The sequence below is a fragment of the Afipia clevelandensis ATCC 49720 genome, from assembly GCF_000336555.1.
In the GTDB taxonomy this organism is placed as follows: domain Bacteria; phylum Pseudomonadota; class Alphaproteobacteria; order Rhizobiales; family Xanthobacteraceae; genus Afipia; species Afipia clevelandensis.
Window position 1 is genome coordinate 1,124,569 of record NZ_KB375281.1, and the last position, 22,593, is coordinate 1,147,161.

The 22,593-nt window shown below is 62.2% G+C and carries 22 protein-coding genes and 1 tRNA gene; 9 read left to right on the plus strand and 14 right to left on the minus strand.

Annotation, left to right across the window (positions count from 1 at the left end; genetic code table 11):
• Positions 1–85: 85 nt before the first annotated feature.
• The 5 genes from HMPREF9696_RS05075 to HMPREF9696_RS05095 form a co-directional block, all read right to left on the minus strand.
• The gene (locus HMPREF9696_RS05075) at positions 86–985 is read right to left on the minus strand and encodes a hydroxymethylglutaryl-CoA lyase (RefSeq protein WP_002711884.1); all 900 of its coding nucleotides are present in this window, start codon (positions 983–985) and stop codon (positions 86–88) included.
• 3 nt (positions 986–988) lie between these two features.
• Positions 989–3,004: an acetyl/propionyl/methylcrotonyl-CoA carboxylase subunit alpha gene (locus HMPREF9696_RS05080; RefSeq protein ID WP_002711885.1), complete on the minus strand. Its 2,016-nt coding sequence runs from the start codon at positions 3,002–3,004 to the stop codon at positions 989–991.
• 4 nt (positions 3,005–3,008) lie between these two features.
• Positions 3,009–3,788, minus strand: a complete 780-nt coding sequence (locus HMPREF9696_RS05085) for an enoyl-CoA hydratase/isomerase family protein (RefSeq protein ID WP_002711886.1) — start codon at positions 3,786–3,788, stop codon at positions 3,009–3,011.
• A gap of 13 nt (positions 3,789–3,801) precedes the next feature.
• Positions 3,802–5,406 (minus strand): carboxyl transferase domain-containing protein, encoded by a 1,605-nt coding sequence (locus tag HMPREF9696_RS05090; protein WP_002711887.1) that lies wholly within the window; start codon positions 5,404–5,406, stop codon positions 3,802–3,804.
• Between the two features lie 218 nt (positions 5,407–5,624).
• On the minus strand, positions 5,625–5,930 hold the full coding sequence (locus HMPREF9696_RS05095; RefSeq protein WP_002711888.1) for an ETC complex I subunit: 306 nt from the start codon (positions 5,928–5,930) through the stop codon (positions 5,625–5,627).
• Positions 5,931–6,177: 247 nt separating this feature from the next.
• On the opposite strand from HMPREF9696_RS05095, the gene HMPREF9696_RS05100 reads away from it, so the two are divergent.
• Both HMPREF9696_RS05100 and HMPREF9696_RS05105 read left to right on the plus strand, forming a co-directional pair.
• Positions 6,178–7,341 (plus strand): OpgC domain-containing protein, encoded by a 1,164-nt coding sequence (locus tag HMPREF9696_RS05100; RefSeq protein WP_002711889.1) that lies wholly within the window; start codon positions 6,178–6,180, stop codon positions 7,339–7,341.
• Positions 7,342–7,447: 106 nt separating this feature from the next.
• Positions 7,448–7,524, plus strand: a tRNA-Pro gene (locus HMPREF9696_RS05105).
• Positions 7,525–7,583: 59 nt separating this feature from the next.
• Here HMPREF9696_RS05105 and HMPREF9696_RS05110 read toward each other — a convergent pair.
• The 4 genes from HMPREF9696_RS05110 to HMPREF9696_RS05125 form a co-directional block, all read right to left on the minus strand.
• On the minus strand, positions 7,584–8,078 hold the full coding sequence (locus tag HMPREF9696_RS05110; RefSeq protein WP_002711890.1) for a DUF192 domain-containing protein: 495 nt from the start codon (positions 8,076–8,078) through the stop codon (positions 7,584–7,586).
• Between the two features lie 114 nt (positions 8,079–8,192).
• Positions 8,193–8,855, minus strand: a complete 663-nt coding sequence (locus tag HMPREF9696_RS05115) for a cold-shock protein (RefSeq protein ID WP_002711891.1) — start codon at positions 8,853–8,855, stop codon at positions 8,193–8,195.
• A gap of 234 nt (positions 8,856–9,089) precedes the next feature.
• Complete coding sequence (locus tag HMPREF9696_RS05120; protein ID WP_002711892.1) at positions 9,090–9,851, minus strand: SIR2 family NAD-dependent protein deacylase; 762 nt, start codon at positions 9,849–9,851, stop codon at positions 9,090–9,092.
• 93 nt (positions 9,852–9,944) lie between these two features.
• Positions 9,945–10,118, minus strand: coding sequence for a hypothetical protein (locus HMPREF9696_RS05125; RefSeq protein ID WP_245259206.1), 174 nt, complete (start codon positions 10,116–10,118; stop codon positions 9,945–9,947).
• A gap of 196 nt (positions 10,119–10,314) precedes the next feature.
• Here HMPREF9696_RS05125 and HMPREF9696_RS05130 point away from each other — a divergent pair, with 196 nt between their 5' ends.
• The gene (locus HMPREF9696_RS05130; protein WP_002711894.1) at positions 10,315–10,764 is read left to right on the plus strand and encodes a VOC family protein; all 450 of its coding nucleotides are present in this window, start codon (positions 10,315–10,317) and stop codon (positions 10,762–10,764) included.
• A 223-nt stretch (positions 10,765–10,987) separates the two neighbouring features.
• Here the strand turns inward: HMPREF9696_RS05130 and HMPREF9696_RS05135 are convergent, their stop codons facing one another.
• The gene (locus HMPREF9696_RS05135) at positions 10,988–11,308 is read right to left on the minus strand and encodes a hypothetical protein (RefSeq protein ID WP_002711896.1); all 321 of its coding nucleotides are present in this window, start codon (positions 11,306–11,308) and stop codon (positions 10,988–10,990) included.
• Between the two features lie 154 nt (positions 11,309–11,462).
• On the opposite strand from HMPREF9696_RS05135, the gene HMPREF9696_RS05140 reads away from it, so the two are divergent.
• The 6 genes from HMPREF9696_RS05140 to HMPREF9696_RS05165 all read left to right on the plus strand — a co-directional run bounded on the left by HMPREF9696_RS05140 (position 11,463) and on the right by HMPREF9696_RS05165 (position 19,281).
• Positions 11,463–12,134 carry a MarC family protein gene (locus tag HMPREF9696_RS05140; protein ID WP_002711897.1) on the plus strand — a complete coding sequence of 224 codons (672 nt, stop codon included), beginning with the start codon at positions 11,463–11,465 and terminating at the stop codon, positions 12,132–12,134.
• A gap of 234 nt (positions 12,135–12,368) precedes the next feature.
• Positions 12,369–13,193, plus strand: coding sequence for an SGNH/GDSL hydrolase family protein (locus HMPREF9696_RS05145; RefSeq protein WP_002711898.1), 825 nt, complete (start codon positions 12,369–12,371; stop codon positions 13,191–13,193).
• 257 nt (positions 13,194–13,450) lie between these two features.
• Complete coding sequence (locus tag HMPREF9696_RS05150) at positions 13,451–14,311, plus strand: cation diffusion facilitator family transporter (RefSeq protein ID WP_002711899.1); 861 nt, start codon at positions 13,451–13,453, stop codon at positions 14,309–14,311.
• A gap of 41 nt (positions 14,312–14,352) precedes the next feature.
• Positions 14,353–14,727, plus strand: coding sequence for a hypothetical protein (locus HMPREF9696_RS05155; protein ID WP_002711900.1), 375 nt, complete (start codon positions 14,353–14,355; stop codon positions 14,725–14,727).
• 135 nt (positions 14,728–14,862) lie between these two features.
• Entirely contained in the window at positions 14,863–16,044 is a 1,182-nt protein-coding gene (locus HMPREF9696_RS05160) for an efflux RND transporter periplasmic adaptor subunit (RefSeq protein WP_002711901.1), read from the plus strand.
• Between the two features lie 12 nt (positions 16,045–16,056).
• Positions 16,057–19,281 (plus strand): efflux RND transporter permease subunit, encoded by a 3,225-nt coding sequence (locus tag HMPREF9696_RS05165; RefSeq protein WP_002711902.1) that lies wholly within the window; start codon positions 16,057–16,059, stop codon positions 19,279–19,281.
• A gap of 5 nt (positions 19,282–19,286) precedes the next feature.
• On the opposite strand, the gene HMPREF9696_RS05170 is transcribed toward HMPREF9696_RS05165, so the two are convergent.
• Genes HMPREF9696_RS05170 through HMPREF9696_RS05185 form a run of 4 tightly spaced genes read right to left on the minus strand, consistent with a single transcriptional unit; the run spans position 19,287 to position 22,586 of the window.
• A complete protein-coding gene (locus tag HMPREF9696_RS05170; protein ID WP_002711903.1) occupies positions 19,287–19,991 on the minus strand; it encodes an ABC transporter ATP-binding protein in 705 nt (234 codons plus the stop codon).
• Entirely contained in the window at positions 19,984–20,766 is a 783-nt protein-coding gene (locus tag HMPREF9696_RS05175; protein ID WP_002711904.1) for an ABC transporter ATP-binding protein, read from the minus strand. The genes HMPREF9696_RS05170 and HMPREF9696_RS05175 overlap by 8 nt, the downstream gene beginning before the upstream one ends.
• Positions 20,763–21,710: a branched-chain amino acid ABC transporter permease gene (locus HMPREF9696_RS05180; protein ID WP_002711905.1), complete on the minus strand. Its 948-nt coding sequence runs from the start codon at positions 21,708–21,710 to the stop codon at positions 20,763–20,765. The genes HMPREF9696_RS05175 and HMPREF9696_RS05180 overlap by 4 nt, the downstream gene beginning before the upstream one ends.
• A 3-nt stretch (positions 21,711–21,713) precedes the next feature.
• Entirely contained in the window at positions 21,714–22,586 is an 873-nt protein-coding gene (locus HMPREF9696_RS05185; RefSeq protein WP_002711906.1) for a branched-chain amino acid ABC transporter permease, read from the minus strand.
• Between the last annotated feature and the right edge of the window lie 7 nt (positions 22,587–22,593).

Genomic DNA, 22,593 nt, shown 5'->3' on the forward strand with positions numbered 1-22,593 from the left:
GAGGATCGATTTTTTTCCGCGCCGACAGGCTATTGCAGCGCAATACTTCTTCCCCGATCACGAAAAAGAGATTTTAACGCCTAGATTAGCGCGCCTTGGCGTTCAGCGCTGATGCGACGCGGCTGACGGGCTTCTTGCCCAGCACGTCCGCGATGCCGTTGGTGGCGGCAAGAAGCTGCATCATGTCAACGCCGGTTTTCACGCCCATGCCCTCCAGCATGTAGACCACGTCTTCGGTGGCGACATTGCCGGTCGCACCCGGCGCATAGGGACAGCCGCCAAGGCCGCCGGCGGCGGAATCGATCACCCGCGCGCCCTCTTCCAGTCCGGCATAGAGGTTGGCCAGCGCCTGACCATAGGTGTCGTGGAAATGCATGCCGAGATTCGTCATCGGGACTTCGCTTGCGGTCGCGCGCAACAGCGCCCGCGCCTTCGCGGGCGTCCCGACGCCGATGGTGTCGCCAAGCGAGACCTCGTAACAGCCGAGATCCCAGAGCTTCTTCGTGACATCCACCACGGCGGAAGGCTTCACCTCGCCATCGTACGGACAGCCGAGCACGCAGGACACATAGCCGCGCACCTTGATGCCGTCGGCTTTGGCACGCTCCAGCACCGGCACGAAGCGTTGAATGGATTCGGCAACCGTGCAGTTGATATTGGCTTTGGAGAAACCCTCGGAGGCCGATGCGAACACGGCGACGACTTTCGCACCCGCCGCCTTCGCGGCCTCATAACCTTTCTCGTTTGGCACGAGGACATGAAATTCATGGCCGGGATGATGATCGACGGCGCGCAGCACCTGATCGGAATTCGCCATCTGCGGAATGGCCTTCGGTGACACGAAGCTGCCGACCTCGATGATGCCGAGACCGGCCTTCACCAGATTCTCGACGAACGCGATCCGCGCCTCGGCACTCACCGGGGTCTTTTCGTTCTGCAGCCCGTCGCGCGGGCCGACTTCGACAATCCGGACCTGATCGCCCATGGCCTATGCTTTCGGCTCGATCTCGGCGAGTTCGACGCCTTCCGCGACGATATCGCCGACCTTGCACTTGAGCGCTTTCACGGTGCCCGCGAACGGCGCGCGCAGGGTCTGTTCCATCTTCATGACTTCCAGCGTCAGGATCGCAGCGCCCTTCTCGACGGAAGCGCCCTCCTCGACCAGCAGCGCGACGACGGTACCCGGCAGCGGCGCGACCACGCGATCGGCGCCCGACTGCTCTTCGTCCTCGGTGCCGAACGGGTCGATCCAGTGAACTTCAAACCGGCCATTGCGGGTGCGGACATAGACTTCATGGCCGTCAAGCAGGCCGATCACATGATGCTTCACGCCATCGAGCACAAGGTCGATGCCGCCGCGCGGCGAGTCCGAACTGGCAAACCCGAGAATGCGCCCGTCGACCGCAAGTGTCGAAGGTCCCCGCCCGTATCGCAGCGACGCCTTGCGCTCAGAGCCATCCGCCTGCCGGAACAGGAAGCGGCGATGGCGCGCACCGACAGCGGCCCAGCCTGCCGATGCCCGCCATGGAGAGGTCGCGTCGCTCGCGGCGGCAGCGGCTTCGTCTTGCAAAATGGATGCAACGGCGGCTGCAAGTTCCAGATCTGAGAGTTCGCCTTCCGCAGGCGTCAGCTTCGCCAGTTCCCGCTCGATGAAGCTGGTGTCGATGGCGTTGGCGCGCACATCGGGATGGGTGATCAGCGCCGACAGGAACGGAATGTTGGTGACAATGCCGCGGACGTCGGTTTCCTGCAGGCCGCGATTGAGACGCGAGATCGCCAGATCGCGGGTCGGCGCCCAGGCAATGACCTTGGCGAGCATCGCGTCATAGTTCGGAGATACCGTCTTGCCTTCGGCATAACCCGCATCGATGCGCAGGCCGTCCACTTCGTCCGGTGTCCGCCATGTGCGGATGCGGCCCACGGACGGCATGAAATTCTTGTTCGGGTTCTCCGCGTAGACGCGCGCCTCGATGGCATGGCCGTTGAGTGTCACCTGGTCCTGCGTCAGCGGCAGCTTTTCGCCGAACGCCACGCGCAACTGCAACTCGACCAGATCGACACCGGTGATGAGTTCGGTCACCGGATGCTCGACCTGAAGGCGCGTGTTCATTTCGATGAAGAACGTCTCCTTGCCGTCGGACACGAATTCGATGGTGCCGGCGCCGACATAGTTCACCGCGCCCGCCGCCTTGCGCGCCGCTTCGCACACCGCGTCACGTTGCGCAGCATTCAGCGTCGGCGACGGCGCTTCCTCGATCACCTTCTGGTGACGACGCTGAAGGGTGCATTCGCGCTCGAACAGCGAGATCAGGTTGCCGTGGCTGTCGCCGATAATCTGCACTTCGATATGGCGCGGATTGAGGACGAACTTCTCGATCAGCATCCGGTCGTCGCCGAAGGCGGCGAGCGCTTCGCGCTTGGCGCTGACAATCGCCGGCCCCAATTCCTCGGCGCTGCGAACGATGCGCATGCCGCGCCCGCCGCCGCCGGCGGAAGCCTTGGCCAGCACCGGATAGCCGATCTTCGCCGCCGCATCGGCCAGCGTCTTCTCGTCCTGCGCCTCGCCGTGATAGCCGGGCACCAGCGGCACGCCGGCCTTTTCCATCAGCGCCTTGGAGCCGGACTTGGAGCCCATGGCTTCCATCATTTCGCCGGTCGGGCCGACAAACACGATGCCTTCAGCGGCACAACGGCGCGCGAAGTCCGCGTTCTCGGACAGAAATCCGTAGCCCGGATGGACCGCCTCGGCGCCGGTCTTCTTCGCAGCCTCGATGATGCGGTCAACATTGAGGTAGCTGTCGCGCGCGCGCGCCGGGCCAAGCAAAACGGCGTCGTCGGCCATGGCGACATGCACGGCATCGGCGTCCGCTTCCGAATAGACGGCAACAGTGCGTAGGCCCATGGCCCGCGCGGTGCGGATCACGCGGCAGGCGATCTCGCCTCGATTGGCGATCAGCAATGTATTGAAGCGGCGGTAAAGCGCGGCGGCAGCTTTTGCGTTCATCCAATCAACTCCACGATGCCTTGCGCTTTTCAAGAAATGCCGAGAGACCCTCGCGCGCCTCGGGCTTCGCCCGCACGTCGGCGATCAATTGCGCGGTCTCATTCATCAACGCCTCGTCGATGGCGCGGCCTGCGATGTCGCCTGCGAGTTTCTTGGCGATGGCGCGCGCTCCGGGTGCGGCGGACTTCAACTGCTTGAGCAGCTTGCCGATCCGCTCATCCAGCGCGTCCGGTTCGACGACTTCATGCAACAGGCCGATGCGCATGGCCTCATTGGCGTCGAACACTTCCGCGGTCTGGAAATAACGCCGCGCGGTGCGCTCGCCGATGGCACGCAGAACGTAGGGGCTGATCATGCCCGGCACGATGCCGAGGCGGACCTCGGAGAGGCAGAATGTTGCGCCGGATGTACCGATGGCAATATCGCACGCGGACACAACACCGACTCCGCCGCCATAGATCGGCCCGTGGACACGGCCGATGGTGGTCTGCGGCATCCGGTCGAGCGCAGACAGCATCCGCACCAGCGGCATGGCGTCCGCGATATTCTCCTCGCGTGTATAAGTGCCCGCTTCACGCATCGCGTTGATGTCGGCACCGGCGCAGAGGCTCTTGCCTTCGCCCGCGAGCACCATGGTCGCCACGGCGCGATCCCCAGCAATGCTTTCAAACGCACCGCGCAGTTCTTCAATCAGCGCGCGATTGAGCGCATTGTTCAGTTCGGGACGATTCAGCGTGACACGCGCCACGTCCTGATCGCGTTCGATGCGGACAAGATCGGTCATCGTGCGCTCCGCATCACATCCGGAACACGCCGAACTTCGGCGGCTCGACCGGCGCATTGGCGGCGGCGGACAGACCGAGGCCGAGCACAAGCCGCGTGTCGGCCGGGTCGATCACGCCGTCGTCCCACAGCCGCGCCGTGGCGTAGTATGGATGGCCCTGCGTTTCATATTGCTCGCGGATCGGGCTCCGGAACGCATCCTCTTCCTGCGCCGACCATGTGCCGCCCTTGGCCTCGATATTGTCGCGGCGAAGCGTACTCAGCACCATGGAGGCCTGCTCGCCGCCCATCACCGAGATGCGCGCATTCGGCCACATCCACAGGAAGCGCGGGCTGTAGGCGCGGCCGCACATGCCGTAGTTACCTGCGCCATACGAGCCGCCGATCACGACGGTGAATTTCGGAACGGATGCGGTTGCAACGGCGGTCACGAGCTTCGCGCCGTCACGCGCGATGCCGCCTGCTTCGTACTTCTTGCCAACCATGAAACCGGTGATGTTCTGCAGGAACACCAGCGGAATGCCGCGCTGGCAGCACAGTTCGATGAAATGGGCACCCTTGAGCGAACTCTCGCTGAACAGGATGCCGTTGTTGGCGATGATGCCAACCGGGTAGCCCCAGATGTGGGCGAATCCGCACACCAGCGTCGTGCCGTAGAGCTTCTTGAATTCCTCGAATTCAGAGCCGTCGGCGATCCGCGCGATGATCTCGCGCACATCGAACGGCTTGCGGGCATCCGCAGGGACCACGCCGTAGATGTCCTCGCGCTCGAACAAGGGCTCGCGCGGTTCGCGCAGGCCGGTTGCGGAGGATTTCGCCGGGTTAAGATTGCCGACGATGCGGCGGGCGATCCCGATGGCGTGGCTGTCGTTCTGCGCATAGTGATCGGTCACGCCGGACTGGCGCGAATGCACGTCCGCGCCCCCGAGTTCTTCAGCGGTGACGACTTCGCCGGTCGCGGCCTTCACCAGCGGCGGCCCACCGAGAAAGATCGTGCCCTGATTGCGCACGATGATGCTCTCGTCCGACATCGCGGGCACATAGGCGCCGCCTGCCGTACACGATCCCATGACGATGGCGATCTGCGGAATCTGCTGCGCCGACATCTGCGCCTGATTGTAGAAGATGCGGCCGAAGTGCCTCTCGTCGGGGAAAATCTCGTCCTGCTGCGGCAGGAAGGCGCCGCCTGAATCCACCATGTAGATGCATGGCAGGTTGTTCTGCCGCGCGATATCCTGCGCGCGCAGATGCTTCTTCACCGTCATCGGATAATAGGTGCCGCCGCTGATGGTGGCGTCGTTGGCGACGATCACGCATTCGCGGCCCGACACGCGGCCGATGCCGGTCACGATGCTGGCCGAATGCACGTTACCGCCATAGAGGCCGTAGGCGGCCATCGGCGAGAACTCGAGGAAGGCCGTTCCCGGATCAATCAGCAGGTCGACACGGTCGCGGGCGAACATCTTGCCGCGCGAAGTGTGCTTGGCGCGGGAGGCTTCGCCGCCGCCACCGCCCACCTGTGCGAGCTTGTCACGAAGGTCCGCGACCAGGCCGCGCATGACGTCCGCATTGCGGGTGAAGTCGGCCGATTTGGGATCGAGTCCGGAACGAAGTGCCATTGTTTCCCGCCGCGTAACGTTTTGATCTTGCTTGTGTCCACCCCTTTTTGAGGCGGCTTCGACCCGCAAGGTGTCACTGCTTGGCGGCGGAATGCAACCACAACTTTCGCGGAGAAACGTCGAGCGGGTCAGGTGCTTTCAATAGGACAAGGCACCCTGCCGAAATGTCATGTCCCTGACATTTCCCGGCGCAATTTTGCGGCCTGACAGCACCGGCTTTAATGCGTCCAGGGCTCCGGGCGGCGGAATGCGAAGTTGTCGGCGTAGGCTTTCACGCGCGGCTTCAATTCCTTCGGCTCCAACACCTGATACGGAATCCCCTGCCGCTCGCAGTACGCTACGGCCTCTTCCTTGGTGTCGAAATGGAGGGTGAGCTGCTGCTTCATGTCAGTGGACGAGGTCCAGCCCATCAGCGGCTCGATCACGCGCGGCTGTTCGGGCTCATAGTCGAGCTGCCAGAGCTTGGTCTTCGCCGCGCCGGACTGCATCGCATTTTTCGCAGGTTTGAAGATTCGTGCTGTCATGGAGATGGGCGGTCCTGAGCCTGTTCGCTGCGGCATTTCTCGATAGGTAAAAAGCATGGGATTCGGGGATCGGCCAGCATCAAGATGTTGAGCATGCCTGCCCCGAACGAGACTTTTCACCACGGATGCTGGTATAGTCGCTCCAGAACGAGGTGACAATGTCGGACCGGTCCCGGTCCGGCGGGGGCATCGCCGGGGTTTCGGCCCGGTCGCATCACGAAACGATATTCATTACGAAGCGGTACTCATGGAAATTCACGCCACACTCCCAGAAAAGGGCCGTGACCTGCGGCTCGACTTCTTCCGCGGTATCGCCAACTGGTGGATCTTCCTCGACCACATCCCCAACAACGTCATCAACTGGGCCACGCCCCGCAACTACGGGTTCAGCGACGCCGCCGACCTGTTCGTCTTCATCTCGGGTTACACAGCCTCGTTCGTCTACGCGCGAATGATGCTCGACCGCGGCTTCGTTGTCGGCGCGACCCGCCTCTGGAAGCGAGTCTGGCAACTCTACGTCGCCCATGTGCTGCTGTTCGTCATCTATATCGCGGCCATCGGCTGGGTCGCGCTGCGCTATGCCGATCCCGACATTCTCAACGAGTTCAATGTCGCCGGCCTTGTCGAAAATCCGATCCAGACTCTGACCCAAGGGCTGCTTCTGCGCTTCAAGCCGGTCAATCTGGACGTGCTGCCGCTCTACATCATCCTGATGGGCTTCTTCCCGCCGATCCTGTGGCTGATGCTGCGCAAGCCGGACCTCGTGATGATCGCCTCGCTGGTGCTGTATTTCTCGGCCCGCCAGTTCGGCTGGAATTTCTCGGCCTATCCGGTCGGCTCCTGGTACTTCAATCCCTATACCTGGCAGTTGCTATTCGTGTTCGGCGCATGGTTCGCGCTCGGCGGCGCGCGGGAATCTCAGACGGTGATCCGCTCGAAATGGCTGCTGGTCCTCGGTACGCTTTACCTGCTGTTCGCGCTCGTCATGACCATGGCCGGACGTTTCGAGTCGTTCGGCGCCCTGTTCCCGAAGTGGCTCTATGACGCCTTCAATCCCAACGACAAGACGTTCCTCGCGCCCTATCGCGTGATCCATTTCGTGGTGATCGCGTTCTTCATGACGCGGTTCGTGCCGAAGGACTGGAGCTTGCTGCAAGCCAAGTGGATGGAGCCGCTGATCAAATGCGGGCAGCAGTCGCTCGAAGTGTTCTGCGTCGGTATCTTCCTGTCGTTCGTCGCGCACTTCGTGCTGATGCTGAGTTGGGGCACGGTGTGGGCGCAACTCGGCGTCAGTGTGATCGGCATCGCACTGCTGTGTTGCGTGGCCTACTACAAGGACTGGTCCAAGAAGCAGGACAAGCCGGCGGCGAAGGCTGCAAAACCGGCAGCCCAGCCGGCTCCCGGCGCCTGATCTTCGACCCAGGGCGGACCCGCCTGTCAGACGGCGGTTTTTCCTGCCGTCAGCAGGCCTTCCGCCTTGCTGCAGCCATGCGAAGCGTATATGGACTGGGCCTTCTCGGGGTATAGCGTAGCCTGGTAGCGCGGCGGTTTTGGGTACCGCAGGTCGGAGGTTCGAATCCTCCTGCCCCGACCAAATTCATAAATTAAATCAAATCATTATACGAGATTCTGGCTGCCGCTCTGCGGGTGGCCTTAGCGCGTTCCGAACAGCGGGTGGGCGACGCGGTCGCCGGGCTGAATGCCGTACTTCCGGGCCGTTCCCCCGATCACTTCCAACACGCCCTTGGCCAGCCCGCCGGAGGAGATGATCTTCTCCGAATGCGGCTCGGTGTTCTCGGCAATCCGCAGAATGCGCCCATCGCTGCGGATGAAGATCATGTCGAGCGGAATGAAGGTGTTCTTCATCCACATGGAGACCGGCTGTTCAGGCGAGAAGTCGAACAGCATGCCCCGCCCCTCGGGCAATTCCTTCCGGTACATCAGACCCGTCGCGCGTTCCTGTTCGGTCTTGGCCATCTCAACCGTGAAGACATGCACGCCGGATTTCGTGACAATCTCCAGCGGCTGCGTTTCGGCAGCGGATGCGCCATTGCCAAACCCGGCAATGAACAGCGCCATCAGGGCCGCAAGGAGAAGCCCGATACCGGATTTCAGATGTAGGAATTTTGGCAGATGACCAAACAGCATTCGCAAGCGACGTCCTGAACCAATGACCATGGCGCAGCACCCTAGCCCGCCAATCATGGCAAAGGCCAGACACTGGTCCGGCCTTCCTGCAGGATCACGAGGATGTGGTTGGGATCAGTGCGACGACAGGCCGGGTGCGCCGGTCTCCGGCTGGATTTCCGCCGCCATCATGCCCTTGGAGCCGGGTCCGAACCGGACCAGCACATACTGGCCGGGACGCAGCTCGGTCATGCCGTAGCGGCGCAGGGTCTCCATATGGACGAAAATGTCCGGTGTACCCTCGCCGCAGGTGAGGAAGCCGAAGCCGCGAAGGCGGTTGAACCATTTCACCTGCGCCCGCTCCAGCCCACTGGTGGGCGTGACGCTGACATGGGTCCGCGCCGGCAGCATCTGCGCCGGATGAATGGCCGTTGACTCGTCCATCGAGACGACGCGGAAAGCCTGATAGCCCTTCTGCCGCTGGACGCATTCCACAACCAGACGCGCGCCCTCATAGGCGGTCTGATAACCGTCACGGCGCAGGACGGTGACGTGCAGCAGTACGTCAGCAGCACCGTTGTCGGGCACGATGAAGCCGTAACCCTTCGATGCATCAAACCATTTGATGACGCCGGAAATTTCGACGAGGTTCACCGCCGCGCCGTCAGCGGCGGCGAAAGGGTCCGTGGCGGAATTCCGCTCGACTGCGGATGACAACTCGCTCGGGGCGAACCTGTCCGATCCCGCTCCACCTGGCGAACCGCCTGCCTTCTTGGACTCAAAAGCGTCCGAACCCATGACCCCCGGACCTCAAACAAATCTGCCGTCAGTGACCTGACCGCATACGTTAAGCAACGAACCCCGTTTCGCGCTCTGTCACCATGACGAATCAAAATGAACCAAGGCGAATCCTTGATTTAACGATAACACTCCGGAACAGGGCTGAAAGACAAAAAAGAAATCAGCGGCGACCTATAAACAGCCTTGAAGGATTACGAATCAATCAGGCGGGCCGTGATCCGTTCCACGTCGTCAATTTCCGACGAATGGTCCGAGCGTTTCGCCGATATCGTGGCGGATCACGAGGTCAGCGACATCATCTTGATCCGTCGGCTCATTATTGATGATCACGAGCTTGGCACCGCAATTGCGCGCCATCAGTGGAAAACCGGCGGCGGGCCACACCACGAGTGAGGATCCGATTGCGATGAACAGGTCGCAATGCTGCGCGAGTTCCGTGGCGCGGCGCATCTCGTCCTCGGGCATGGCCTGACCGAACGAAATGGTCGCTGACTTCACCGGCTCATCGCATGCAGTACAGGACGGCGCGATGCCTTCCGGCTCGAACCGCTCCCTGACCCACGCGATCTCGTAGCGCGTTCCGCATCCGATACAGCGGGCATAGGTGGTGTTACCGTGGAGTTCGACCACATGCTCGGCATCGAAGCCCGAGGCCTGATGCAGATTGTCGATATTCTGCGTAATGATCGCCGGGACTTTTCCGGCCTTGTACAGGGACGCCAGCGCGCGATGCCCCCGGCTCGGACGCGCGGCGGCAAAACTGGGCTCCATGGCAAAACGCCGCCGCCAGGCTTCGTCCCGCGCCTCCTGACTGGAGACAAACTCATCGAACGGGATCGGGCGGTTGTGGGTCCACAAGCCGCCGGGCGAACGGAAGTCGGGAATACCGCTTTCGGTCGAGATGCCCGCGCCCGTGAACGGCACGATGGCTCTCGCCTCGGCGATCATGTCGCCGAGCATGTCAATTCCGCTGCGAAGGTCGGGTGCAATCATGTGAAGGCCTGATGATCGAATTGGCGCGGGACTATACCCACACCAAACCGGGGCGCGAAGACCCGGCTTGCATCGACATTTCAGCCTTGACGATCAGCAGCCCGTGAACTTCGGTGAAGCGCCGTCCTGCCGGTTGCGCAGATAGGCCAGCCCGCAGACGGCGAGCCGCTGCGGATCGGTTTCGCCGGCAGATGATAGCGTATCGATATAGGTGCAAAGACTTTCCCGCGCCTCGTTCAGCGCATCCTCGCTCAGATTGCGCATCATGCCAAAAGTATGAATTACGCGGTCAATCACCTCGTTCAAAAGCGCCTCCATGATCTCGACGTTGTGAAAGATAACGGCGGCGCAGCAAAAAAGTTCCCGTCACGACAGCCTGCCATCGAGACTTTTTTGCTGCTATTGATCCCGCTGCCCGCCAACGAGACACCCGTCAGCAACGTCCGAAGAAGGAATAAGAAACATGCGTTACCTGCACACCATGCTGCGCGTCCGTAACCTCGATATCGCGCTGAAGTTTTACAGCGACGCACTTGGTCTCAAGGAAGTCCGCCGCACCGAGAGCGAGAAAGGCCGGTTCACGCTGGTTTTCCTCTGTGCCGACGAGGACGAGACATTGCTCAAGCAGGTCAAGGGACGCGGCGCGCCGCTGGTCGAACTGACCTACAACTGGGATGAAGAGACCTACGGCGAGGACCGCTACTTTGGGCATCTCGCCTATGAAGTGGACGACATCTACGCCACCTGCGAGCGGCTGATGAAGCTCGGTATCACCATCAATCGTCCGCCGCGCGATGGCCAGATGGCTTTTATCCGCTCGCCCGATCTGCATTCCATCGAACTTTTGCAAAAGGGCGACGCGCTCGCGCCGAAGGAGCCGTGGACGTCGATGCCCAACACCGGCCATTGGTGATCGGACGACCGCGCGCTGCCAGCGGAACATTGTCCTGGCTTTGACGTTTCCATGTCCCCGAGGCTGATATGGAGGCGAAAATGGGACGCGGAATTCTGTTGTGGCTGCTGGGCGTGCCGATCCCGGTCATCATTCTGCTATGGCTGTTCTTCGGCCGCTAATCGCAGCATCATGAAAGCTCCCGCGCATGCGGGGCTTTCATCCGGCCTTTGAAAGACCGGACCTAAGGCCTTCTGCAATCCGCAGCCGCCTCGACCAGCTTCAACAGCTTGTTGCCCGCCGCCTTGAGAATGCACATTTCGACCTGCTTGCCCGCTGGCACCGGCTTCGCACAGATGATCTGAGGATTGTCATCGTAGACGGCGGTGGAGAACTTACAGTTCGCCTGACACGAAGCATCTGCCTTGAGCGGATTAGTGATGACCACACTCGCTGATTCACCGTCCGGCATGATGGTACATATCACCGGTGCAGGCTCGGCACGCAAGGCGACCGGGGCGATCCCGATCAGTGCCGCTGCGATGATCGCAAGTTTGCCCTGCATGAGCAGTCCGTCTCCACTTTCCTGAAAACAGAATATCAAGGCCGGGCGTCCGGCACGAGCCCTTGGTGGCCCGCCACACGAAATCGCGTGCAAACACGGTTGCGCAGAGTTGCAAACCTTCGCGATCTCTGTTGGAAATCGGGGACCACACGAGGTGCTCGGGGCGGTTACCTTGCAAAACATCCTCAATGCGTTCCTGCTGGTCTATGCGGCGCTTTTCCCGATCGTCAATCCGATCGGTAGCGCACCGCTCTTCCTGCGCATGACCCGCGGGAGCAGCCCGGATGAGCGCCGGACGCTCGCCCTGAGTGTGGCGCGCAACAGCTTCTTTCTTCTGCTCGGCTCCCTGTTCATCGGCTCGCATGTCCTCGAATTTTTCGGCATCACGCTGCCGGTCGTTCGGGTCGCGGGCGGCCTGGTGGTGGCGGCGTTCGGCTGGCAATTGCTTCACGCACCGGAGGTCCCCGACGCGGGCCTTGCCAAGGTCGAGCCGAGCGGTCCGGCCGTCGATGCGTTCTATCCCCTCACAATGCCGCTGACGGTCGGCCCCGGCTCCATGTCAGTCGCCATGACGCTCGGCAGTCAGCGCCCCACCCCGTCAGCCGATCTGGCGCAACTGGCGATCCTCGGCGGCGCGGCTATCGCCGGGCTTGCCGCCATCGCCCTGACGATCTTCGTCAGCTACCGCTTTGCGGACCGGATCATCGCCTTCCTCGGCACGCGCGGCACTGACGTGGTCATGCGGCTTTCGGCCTTCATCCTGTTTTGCATCGGCATTCAGATCATCTGGAACGGATGCAGCGCTCTGTTCGGCAAGACCATTTGAGCCGCCAGAATTCAGCGGCCTCACGGCCTTGTGCAGCGCAATAGCTCGAGATGATTCTCCAAGCGACTGTTTTTGTAGATACTTTTGGTTAGGCATGAGTTCCCGCCCACAGAACAGCGCATTGAACATGACGGTATTTTTCGCTAGGTATTTTCGCATGCGGGCCTGAATGGCCGCGTCGCCAGGGTTCGCGTCTTGATGTTCAGTCCCTTGCCCAGCCGAGAAACGGCTTCGATGTTCGTTGTCACGCGCGCATTCGCGCTTGGCCTGTCCGTGCTGGCCGCCTGCGCAACAGCGGCACGCGCCGAACAAGCCAACAGCACGCCTGCGCTGACCGACGATCTCAACAGCGTTTTCAAAACCCAGCCCTGTGTTCAATCGAAATCGCTCGCGCAGCTCGATGCGCCTGTTTCGCGCGTCGCCAAGCGGCTGGATGCGCATGAACCCGTAATGATTGTAGCCGTCGGTTCGTCCTCCACCGGCGGATCGGGCGCCAGTTCACCTGCCTTTGCCTATCCCAGCCGCCTCGAGCGCGAGTTGCGGCAACGGTTTCCGGAATCGCCGATCACCGTCATCAATCAGGGCGTGAACGGCGAAGACACCGCCTCGATGATGGCGCGCATGGAGGCCGTTCTCGCACCTAGGCCGGATCTCGTGATCTGGCAGCTCGGCACCAATACCCTGCTCCGCGATGGCAACATTCCGGAGACCGGCACCCTGCTGCAGACCGGTATCGCCCGGATCAAGAAGACCGGCGCGGATGTGCTGCTGATCGACCCGCAGTTCGCGCCGCGCGTGAACGCCAAGCCCGCAGTCAGCGAAATGGTGGGGCTGATCGCTTATGTCGCCAAGCAGACCCATGTGCCGGTGTTCCGGCGCTACGTCGCGATGCGTCACTGGCACGAAGATCAGGCTATCGCCTTCGACCGCTTCATCACAGCGGACGGCCTGCACATGAACGACTGGGGCTATTCCTGCCTCGCGCGTTTGCTGGCGGATAACATCACAGCCACCGTCGCCCGCTCGCGTACCGTCGCCGGCGCAAGACCTTTCCAGTAAAGCCTTCCAGTAAAACGCATTCGCAAGAGCGCTGTTTTTTTGCGCTGTGTGATAGTATTCGCTTTGCGAATGCCGCATATCCCATGCAGCGACTGAGCCTTCGGGATTCAGACCATGGGACCTGCATGACGCATTCACACACCGCCCACGATCATGCCGATCATCGACACGACCACGCGCATGACCACTCTCTTGGTCATTCTCATGGCCATTCTCATGGGCCCGGCGGTCATTCGCATGCGCCCGCGAATTTCGGAATGGCGTTCGCCGTCGGCATCGCGCTCAATACGCTCTTCATTATCGTCGAAGCCATCTATGGCTACACCAGCAACTCCACGGCCCTGATCGCGGATGCCGGGCACAACCTGTCCGACGTGCTCGGCCTGATCGTGGCATGGATCGCGGTTATTTTGTCAAAGCGCCCGCCATCGGAGCGCTACACTTACGGCCTGCGCGGCTCGTCCATTCTGGCCGCACTCTTCAATGCGGTGTTCCTGCTGATCGCCGTGGGCGCCATCGGCTGGCAGGCGGTGTTGCGGCTGTTCAATCCGGAGCCTGTCGCAGAAGTGACCGTGATGGTGGTCGCCGCCATCGGTATCGTCATCAACGGCTTTACCGCCTGGCTGTTCGCGTCGGGCCGCAAGAGCGATCTCAACATTCAGGGCGCGTATCTTCACATGGCCGCCGACGCAGCGGTGTCCGCCGGCGTCGTCATCGCCGCGCTGGTCATCATGTATACCGGCTGGCTGTGGCTCGATGCCGTGACCAGCCTCTTCATCGTCGCGGTCATTGTATGGGGCACATGGGGATTACTGCGCGACTCCACGGCGATGTCGCTCGGCGCGGTCCCGTCCAATATTGATCCCGTTGAGGTTCGACGTTACCTCGAACAGCGCCCCGGGGTGACGCAGATCTGCGATCTTCACATCTGGCCCATGAGCACGACCGAAGTGGCGTTGACCTGCCATCTGGTGATGCCAGCCGGCCATCCCGGCGACATGTTCCTCGTTGAGGCGACACATCACCTGAACGACAAATACAGGATCAAGCATACGACCATCCAGATCGTCACCAGCGCCGTTACGGAATGTGCATTGGCGTCCGAAACGGCCGTCTGAGCGGCCTTGAAAAGGCCTGACAGGAACTTTACTGATAGATCATGACTCGCAGTGTTCAAATCGGTGCAAGGCTAGATAGCGGACGGCAGCGCCGCCTGTCGCTTGTCGCCGCGCTGATCTTTGGCTTGCTGGCGTCGCTGTTTCATTGCACGAGCGAGTTCAGCGCATCCGATCTCGGCATGGCGGCCAGTGATGCGACCGTTGTGGCCATGGATTTCGATGGCGCGACGCCTCCCGATGCACCGGATCACAAGCTGCCTGCGCATTGCGGTCATTGCCTGAACCATGTGACGGCGCAGCCCGCATTTGCGGTTCAGATTCCGGCCGACTTCGATCACCGGGCGCCTCTGGCCGCGCGCGAGCAAGTGCTCGCGTCGCTGACCCGGCTGCCGCTTTTCAAACCACCCCGCGCATAAATCCCGAGGGCCGCAAGGCCGTTTGCCTGTCCGCAGCCAGGTGGCTGCGCGACAGCACGTCTGCAATCGTTTTGCAGGCATCGCACCGCGTTGAATTGACGATGCACGAGCCTGACAGCTCGCGGGATTTGAGCAATGACCAGACTTCCTTTCCGTGTCGTACCCGGCGCGCTTTGCGCCATTGCGACCCTGTTTTTTACAGCCGCAGGCGCGCATGAAACCCCTTCGGCGCAAAAGCAGTCCGCGTCTCACAGCGACGGCGGCATCCGGCTGACCGAACGCCAGATCACCGCGGGAAACTTCGCGATCAACGAAGCAGCCCCCGGGACGCTCACCAAGCGCATCGCAGTGCCGGGAACCATCGTTCCCAGCGGCGAGCGCATCGCCAAGGTGTCTGTCCGTTTGCTCGGCACCGTTGCTGAACTGCGCAAGCGCCTTGGCGACGCCGTGCGCGAAGGCGAGGTTCTCGCCATTATCGAAAGCCGTGAGGTCGCCGATGCCAAGAGCCAATACCTTGCCGCGCGCGTCGCCTTCGATTTGCAGGAAACGCTGTTCAACCGCTCGAAAAGCCTGTTCGAGTCGAAGGTCAGCAGCGAGAACGACTACCTGCGCGCCAGAACCGCGTTCGAGGACATCCGGATCAAGTACGATGTTGCGCGACAGAAACTGTTCGCGCTCGGACTGACCAACGACCAGATCGTCGCGCTGCCGCAGCAGCCGGTGGAAAGCCTGCGGCTTCAGGAACTGCGCGCGCCGATGAGCGGGCGGATCGCCGACCGCCGCGTCGATCTCGGCTCGCTTGTCGGCCGTGAGGGTCAGGAAAGCGAACTTTTCACCATCGTCGATTCAAGCACGGTGTGGGCCGAAATGGCGCTTTCGGTGAACGATCTGGCCCCGGTCCGGGAAGGTTTGCAGATCAGCATTGATGCAGCGAGTGCGGGCCACCTGCCCGCAACAATCATGTTCGTCAGTCCATTGCTGGACAAAGACACGCGGCTCGCTCGCGTAGTCGCCTCCGTCGACAATCCCGCTGACATGCTTCGTCCCGGCATGTTCATTACCGCGCACATTCCCTCGCAGCAGGTGAAGGCCGATGTGATCGTCCCGAAAGCCGCCGTGCAGAGCATCGACGGCCGGAATGCCGTCTTTGTCAGGACGCCGGACGGCTTCTCGCCGCGGAAGATCGTCACCGGCCGCGAGGACGGCAGATCCTTCGAGGTGACATCCGGCCTGTCGCCCGGCGAGCAGATCGCAACCGCTAACACATTCGTGCTCAAGGCAGATCTCGGCCGTGACGAAACACAACACGCACATTAGGCGGCAGGACAAATGATCAGTCGTATTCTCGATCTTTCGATCCGGCATCGCTGGCTGGTGCTGCTGCTCAGTCTCGGCGTTGTTGCGGCTGGCGCGTGGTCGCTCGCCCGCCTGCCTGTGGACGCGGTGCCTGACATCACCAACAAGCAGGTGCAGATCAACACGTTTGCGCCTGCGCTGTCGCCGGTTGAAATCGAAAAGCAGGTCACATTCCGGATCGAAACGGCGCTTGCCGGCATCGCCGGGCTGCAAACAACCCGTTCTCTGTCACGCAATGGCTTTTCGCAGGTCACCGCGATCTTCAGTGAAAACATCGACATCTACTTCGCCCGCCAGCAGATCGGCGAGCGGCTGACCGACGTCCGCGCCAGCCTGCCTCCCGGCACCGAGCCGCGGCTTGGCCCGATCTCGACCGGGCTTGGCGAAATCTACATGTGGACGGTGTCGCTCGATCCGCACTTCAGCGGTGGCAGATCCGGCTGGCAGACGGATGGCTCATTCCGGACCGCTGAAGGTGAAGTTCTCAGGAACGATATCGAGCGCGGCGCATACTTGCGAACCGTGCAGGACTGGATCATCCGGCCGCAGATCAAAACTGTTCCCGATGTCGCCGGCGTTGATTCCATCGGCGGCTACATCAAGCAGTATCAGGTGAAGCCGGACCCGGCGAAGCTGATATCCCTCGGCCTGTCGTTCAGCGATGTGGTGCGCGCCATAGAGGCCAACAATATCAGCCGCGGCGCCAGCACCATCGACCGCAACGGCGAAGGCATCGCCGTTCGCACCGGCGGCCGTCTTGAGAAGCTCGCCGATATCGGCGATGTGACTGTTATTACGCGCGGCGCGGTTCCGATCCGGGTCCGCGATGTCGCCGACGTCTCCATCGGCGGTGAAATTCGCACCGGCAGCGCAAGCCGCGACGGGCGCGAGGTGGTTGTCGGCACCGCCTTGATGCTGATCGGGAGCAACAGCAGGACGGTCTCCGCGGCTGTCGATGCAAGAATTGCGGATATCCGCCGCACACTTCCAGCGGGCGTCACCATCGAAACCGCACTCAACCGGACGCAACTGGTCGATGCCACAGTCAATACGGTGGCGAAAAATCTCGCCGAGGGCGCCCTGCTCGTTATCGCGGTGCTATTTCTGTTGCTTGGCAATGTCCGCGCGGCCTTCATCGCCGCACTGGTCATTCCGCTGGCCATGCTGATGACGGCAGCAGGCATGCTACAGGGCCGGATCAGCGCCAATCTGATGAGTCTTGGCGCGCTCGACTTCGGCCTGATCGTCGATGGCGCGGTCATCATCACGGAAAATGCGCTGCGCCATCTGGCGGAAAAGCAGACAGAGGTCGGGCGACCGCTGTCGTTGCAGGAGCGCCTCGCAACGGTGAAACAATCCGCCGAGGAAATGATCGGCCCGAGCGTCTACGGTCAGGCGATTATCATTCTGGTGTATGTTCCGCTGCTGACGTTCAGCGGGGTCGAAGGCAAGATGTTCGAGCCGATGGCGCTGACCGTCATCCTCGCGCTGGTCTCGGCATTCGTGCTGTCGCTCACCTTCGTGCCCGCCATGATTGCAATAGCAATCACCGGCCGCGTGACGGAGACCGACAACCGAGCCGTGCGCAGCCTCAAGACTTGGTACGTGCCACTCCTCAAGCGCACCATCGCGCGCCCGGCGGTTGCCATCGCGACAGGGATTGTCCTTTTCGCCGGTGCATTGCTGCTGTTCTTCCGTCTGGGCCAGGAGTTCATCCCGACGCTGGACGAGAAGAACATCGCCATGCACGCGCTGCGAATTCCCAGCACCAGCCTGAACCAGTCGCAGACGATGCAGCTCAACATCGAAAAGGCAATCATCGCCTTTCCGCAGGTCGCCCATGTCTATTCCAAGACGGGCACGGCGGAAGTCGCGTCCGATCCGATGCCGCCCAGCGCCTCGGACACCTTCGTTATCCTTAAGCCGCAAGACCAGTGGCCCGATCCAAAGCTGACCAAAGCCGCGCTGCTCGACCAGATCGCGGACGCGGTGCGCGAACTTCCCGGCAACGCCTACGAATTCACCCAGCCGATCCAGATGCGGTTCAACGAACTGCTGGCCGGCGTGCGCGGCGATCTTGCGGTCAAGGTGTTCGGCGACGAATTCGAGCCGCTGCTGCGCAGCGCCGGGCAGATTTCCGCGATCCTGAGGAAGACCAAAGGTGCGACCGATGTCCGTATCGAACAGGCCAGCGGCCTCTCGGTGCTGGACATCACCATCAACAAAACAGAAATCGCGCGGCGTGGCCTCACGCTTTCCGCCGTCCAGGATGTGATCGGCACCGCCATCGGCGGACGATCAGCCGGTGTCGTATTCGAGGGCGATCGCAGTTTCGAGATTGTGGTCCGCTTGCCGGAGGATATCCGGAGCGATCTCGATGCGCTCAGGAACCTGCCGGTCTCGCTGCCGATGGCGGGACCTGTGCCGTCAACCGTGCCGCTCGGCGAACTGGCCACGTTCAAAATCAGCGAGGGGCCGAACCAGATCAGCCGCGAGAATGGCAAGCGCCGCGTCGTGATCACGGCGAATGTGCGAGACCGGGACATCGCATCGGTGGTCAATGAAGCACGCGCACAGATCGAGGCGAGCGTGACACTGCCGCCCGGCTATTGGATGACATGGGGCGGCCAGTTCGAGAATCTCGCAGCAGCCCGGCAGAAGCTGTCCGTCGTCGTTCCCGCCTGCTTCGTCCTGATCTTCCTGCTCCTCATGGGCGCGCTCGGCTCCGCGCGGGACGCGACAATCGTGTTTAGCGCGATTCCGCTGGCCCTGACCGGGGGCGTCGCCGCGCTGTGGCTGCGCGGCATGCCGTTTTCGGTCTCGGCTGCTGTCGGCTTCATCGCCCTGTCAGGAGTCGCCGTGCTGAACGGTCTGGTGATGCTGACCTACATCAAGCAGCTCATCGCGAAGGGGCACGACAAGATGGAGGCCATTTTCACCGGCGCCCTCACCCGGTTGCGGCCTGTCGCCATGACGGCGCTGGTCGCCTCGCTGGGCTTTGTGCCGATGGCGCTGGCGACAGGCACAGGCGCGGAGGTTCAGAGGCCGATTGCAACGGTGGTGATCGGCGGGCTGATCAGCGCGACGCTGCTGACGCTGTTTGTGTTGCCTGCGCTTTATGCTTGGTTCGGGCGCGTTCCAGCCGTTGAAACGACGATGACGGAACAGCGGGCGGAACCAGAACCCTCGCGTGGATGAAACTGTCAGGCTGCGCCGAGATACGCGGCCTTGACCTTCGGATCGGACAGCAGGGTCGTGCCCGCGCCTTCGAGCGCGACCTTGCCGGTCTCCAGCACATAGCCGCGATCCGCGATTTCGAGCGCGGCGCTGGCGTTCTGCTCCACCAGCAGGACGGTCACGCCGCTGGTTCGCAGCGAGACGATGGCCGCCAGAATCTGATCGACCAGCGTCGGCGACAACCCAAGCGATGGCTCATCCAGCAACAACAGCTTTGGCTTGCCCATCAGCGCGCGCCCGATGGCGAGCATCTGCTGCTGACCGCCCGACAGGCCGCCCGCGAGCTGATTCCGCTTTTCGGCCAGAATGGGAAACATCTCGAACACGCGGTCGCGGTCGTTGTCGATGTCTTTATCCCGGCGCATGTAAGCGCCGAGGCGAAGGTTGTCCTCAACAGTGAGCGGCCCGAACACCTGCCGCCCTTCCGGCGACTGGGTCATGCCCCGCTGCACGCGCCGGTGCGGCGGCAGCCTGTCGATGCGGGCGCCGAGAAAGGTGATCTCGCCCGCCGTGATCGGCTGCACGCCGGACAGCGCGCGGAGCAGCGTGGTCTTGCCCGCGCCGTTCGATCCGATCAGCGCGACGACCTCGCCGGCGCGGACGGCGAGATTCACGCCATGCAGCACCTCGATGCGCCCGTAGGCACTACGCAGATTGACGACCTCAAGCACGGGCCGCCTCCTTCGCACCATGTTTGCCGAGATAGGCTTCCAGCACAGCCGGATTGTCGCGCACCTCGCGCGGCCCCCCTTCGGCGATTGGCTTGCCGCGGTTCAGCACCAAGATGTGGTCGGAGATTTTCATCACCAGCTTCATGTCGTGCTCGACCAGAACGACAGCAATGCCCCTGGCGGCGACGCGGCGGATCAGTTCGTCGATCTCTTCGGTCTCGACCGGATTGCATCCGGCCGCAGGCTCATCGAGCAGCAAGACGCGCGGCTCTGCGGCCAGCGCGCGCGCGATCTCAAGCCGCTTGCAGGCACCGTAGGAGAGCGAGCCTGCGGACACATCCGCGCTGCTCTTGAGGCCGACATCATCGAGCAGCGCCAGCGCCGCCTCGCGCGTCTCGCTGTTCTGCCGGGTCACCGACGGCAGGCGGAACATGTCCGCGAACAGGTTGCAGCGTTCGCGTAAGTGACGCCCGACCATGACATTTTCCGCCGCCGTCATGCGCTGAAAAATCTGCAGGTTCTGGAAGGTGCGCGACAGGCCGCGCGCCGCGAGCTTGTCCGGCGTCAGTCCCGTCACATTCTCGCCGGAGAGTTCGATGCGGCCCTGATCCCGTTCGTAGACGCCGGACACGATGTTGAAGAGCGTGGTCTTGCCCGCGCCGTTCGGTCCGATGATGGACAGAATCTTTCCCGGACTGACCGCAAAGCTCACGCCGTCGATGGCCTTGATGCCTCCGAAGGAAATGCTGATATCCGTTGCGGCGAGGATCGTCATGCTTTCGTCCTCCTCGCCAGCACACGCGAGAGCGTCGGGACAATGCCGTCGCGCATGAAGATCATCGAGACGATGATAATGAAGCCCAGCAGCAGATGCTCGTATTCCTGAAACACAGTTAGAACCTGCGGCAGTGTAATCAGCACGGCCGCACCGACAATGCTGCCGACGACCGAGCCAAGGCCGCCGAGCACCACCATGGTCACCATTTCCACGGAATGAAGGAAGCCTGCCTGATCGGGATTGATAAAACCGTTCATCAGCGCAAGCACCGATCCGGCAACCGACGCATAGGCGGCTGCAATGACGAAAGCCTGCAGCTTGAACCGCGCCACATCGATACCAGCCACCCGCGCCGCCACTTCGCTGTCATGCAGCGCACGGAAGGCGCGCCCGGTCGGCGTGTTGTAGAGATTGAGCGCCAGCCAAGTGCCCAGCCACAGCAGCCCGCCGGAAATCCAGTACCAGGTGTCCGAGCCGCTGACGCGCCAGCCGAACAGAGTCAGCTTCGCCACCGGCATTCCGTCCGGGCCGCCGGTCCAGCGGCTTTCCGTGGTGATGACCAGCGCCACCAGCACGCCGAGGCCGAGCGTTGCGATGGCGAGATAATGTCCCTTCAGCTTCAGGATCGGTCGACCGACCAGATAGGCCAGCACCGAGGAGATCGCGCAGCCGATCAGAAGCGAGGCCCAAGGCGGAATGCCGAAATGCGCGGGACCGATAGCGACGGCATAAGCGCCGATGCCGAAGAACCCTGCATGGCCGAGGCTGACCTGCCCGGCATTTCCCATCAGCACATTGAGGCCGATGGCCGCGAGTGCGGACACCCACACCAGAGACGCCACACGGAAGTAGTAGCTGGATGGAAAGATCAGCGGCAGCACAGTGACAATCGCCGCGAGTGCGAGCAGGATCAGGTAGCGGTTATCGATCTTCCGCAGCACCGCTCAGACCCTTTCCACGGTGCGGCGGCCGAACAGGCCCTGCGGCATCGCGAACAGCACCAGCAGAATAACAATGAACGCAAAGGCATCCTTGTAAGTCGAGCTGATATAGCCAACCCCAAGCGCTTCGAGCAGTCCGAGGATCAGGCCGCCAGCGACGGCGCCGATCGGATTGCCCATGCCGCCCAGCATCGCGGCGGCAAATCCCTTCAGCGCCAGCAGCGTGCCGACGTCGTAGCTGGTCAACGTGATCGGCGTGATCAGAACGCCCGCGACTGCGCCGATGGCGGCCGATCCGCCGAAGGCCAGCGCCATCACGGTCGCGGTGTTGATGCCGACCAGCCGTGCCGCCAGCTTGTTCGCGGCGGTCGCCAACACGGCCTTGCCCATCACGGTACGCTCAAGGAACACGTAGAGCAGGATCACGATCACGGCTGTTCCGCCGAGCACCCAGAAGCTCTGCGGCTGGATCGCTGCCCCCAGCAGATTGACCGGCGTGTCGCCGGAAATGCTCGGCAGCTTGTGAAATTGCTTGTCGAAAAGGATCTGCGCTGCTCCACGCAACAGAATCGACGCGCCGATGGTGATGATGATCAATGTCACCGGCGACGCATCGCGCGCGGGTTCGATGGCGAGCCAATACAGCAGAAGCCCGACAGTAATGGAGACGGCAATCGCGAGCAGCGCCGCGAGCGGCAGCGGCACACCGGCCGCGGAGGCAAACACGGTCACCATGCCGCCGAGCATCACGAATTCGCCCTGCGCGAAATTGACAACGTCGGATGCGTTGTAGACCAGCGTGAACCCAAGCGCGACGAGTGCATAGACCGCGCCGACGGTCAGTCCGGAAACGAGAAACTGGACAAACTCGGGCATTCCGGCT

Coding starts and splice junctions, on each gene's coding strand:
- HMPREF9696_RS05075 (WP_002711884.1), bottom strand. CDS start 985: ATGGGCGATCAGGTCCGGATTGTCGAAGTCGGCCCGCGCGACGGGCTG.
- HMPREF9696_RS05080 (WP_002711885.1), bottom strand. CDS start 3,004: ATGAACGCAAAAGCTGCCGCCGCGCTTTACCGCCGCTTCAATACATTG.
- HMPREF9696_RS05085 (WP_002711886.1), bottom strand. CDS start 3,788: ATGACCGATCTTGTCCGCATCGAACGCGATCAGGACGTGGCGCGTGTC.
- HMPREF9696_RS05090 (WP_002711887.1), bottom strand. CDS start 5,406: ATGGCACTTCGTTCCGGACTCGATCCCAAATCGGCCGACTTCACCCGC.
- HMPREF9696_RS05095 (WP_002711888.1), bottom strand. CDS start 5,930: ATGACAGCACGAATCTTCAAACCTGCGAAAAATGCGATGCAGTCCGGC.
- HMPREF9696_RS05100 (WP_002711889.1), top strand. CDS start 6,178: ATGGAAATTCACGCCACACTCCCAGAAAAGGGCCGTGACCTGCGGCTC.
- HMPREF9696_RS05110 (WP_002711890.1), bottom strand. CDS start 8,078: ATGCTGTTTGGTCATCTGCCAAAATTCCTACATCTGAAATCCGGTATC.
- HMPREF9696_RS05115 (WP_002711891.1), bottom strand. CDS start 8,855: ATGGGTTCGGACGCTTTTGAGTCCAAGAAGGCAGGCGGTTCGCCAGGT.
- HMPREF9696_RS05120 (WP_002711892.1), bottom strand. CDS start 9,851: ATGATTGCACCCGACCTTCGCAGCGGAATTGACATGCTCGGCGACATG.
- HMPREF9696_RS05125 (WP_245259206.1), bottom strand. CDS start 10,118: ATGATGCGCAATCTGAGCGAGGATGCGCTGAACGAGGCGCGGGAAAGT.
- HMPREF9696_RS05130 (WP_002711894.1), top strand. CDS start 10,315: ATGCGTTACCTGCACACCATGCTGCGCGTCCGTAACCTCGATATCGCG.
- HMPREF9696_RS05135 (WP_002711896.1), bottom strand. CDS start 11,308: ATGCAGGGCAAACTTGCGATCATCGCAGCGGCACTGATCGGGATCGCC.
- HMPREF9696_RS05145 (WP_002711898.1), top strand. CDS start 12,369: ATGTTCGTTGTCACGCGCGCATTCGCGCTTGGCCTGTCCGTGCTGGCC.
- HMPREF9696_RS05150 (WP_002711899.1), top strand. CDS start 13,451: ATGGCGTTCGCCGTCGGCATCGCGCTCAATACGCTCTTCATTATCGTC.
- HMPREF9696_RS05155 (WP_002711900.1), top strand. CDS start 14,353: ATGACTCGCAGTGTTCAAATCGGTGCAAGGCTAGATAGCGGACGGCAG.
- HMPREF9696_RS05160 (WP_002711901.1), top strand. CDS start 14,863: ATGACCAGACTTCCTTTCCGTGTCGTACCCGGCGCGCTTTGCGCCATT.
- HMPREF9696_RS05165 (WP_002711902.1), top strand. CDS start 16,057: ATGATCAGTCGTATTCTCGATCTTTCGATCCGGCATCGCTGGCTGGTG.
- HMPREF9696_RS05175 (WP_002711904.1), bottom strand. CDS start 20,766: ATGACGATCCTCGCCGCAACGGATATCAGCATTTCCTTCGGAGGCATC.
- HMPREF9696_RS05185 (WP_002711906.1), bottom strand. CDS start 22,586: ATGCCCGAGTTTGTCCAGTTTCTCGTTTCCGGACTGACCGTCGGCGCG.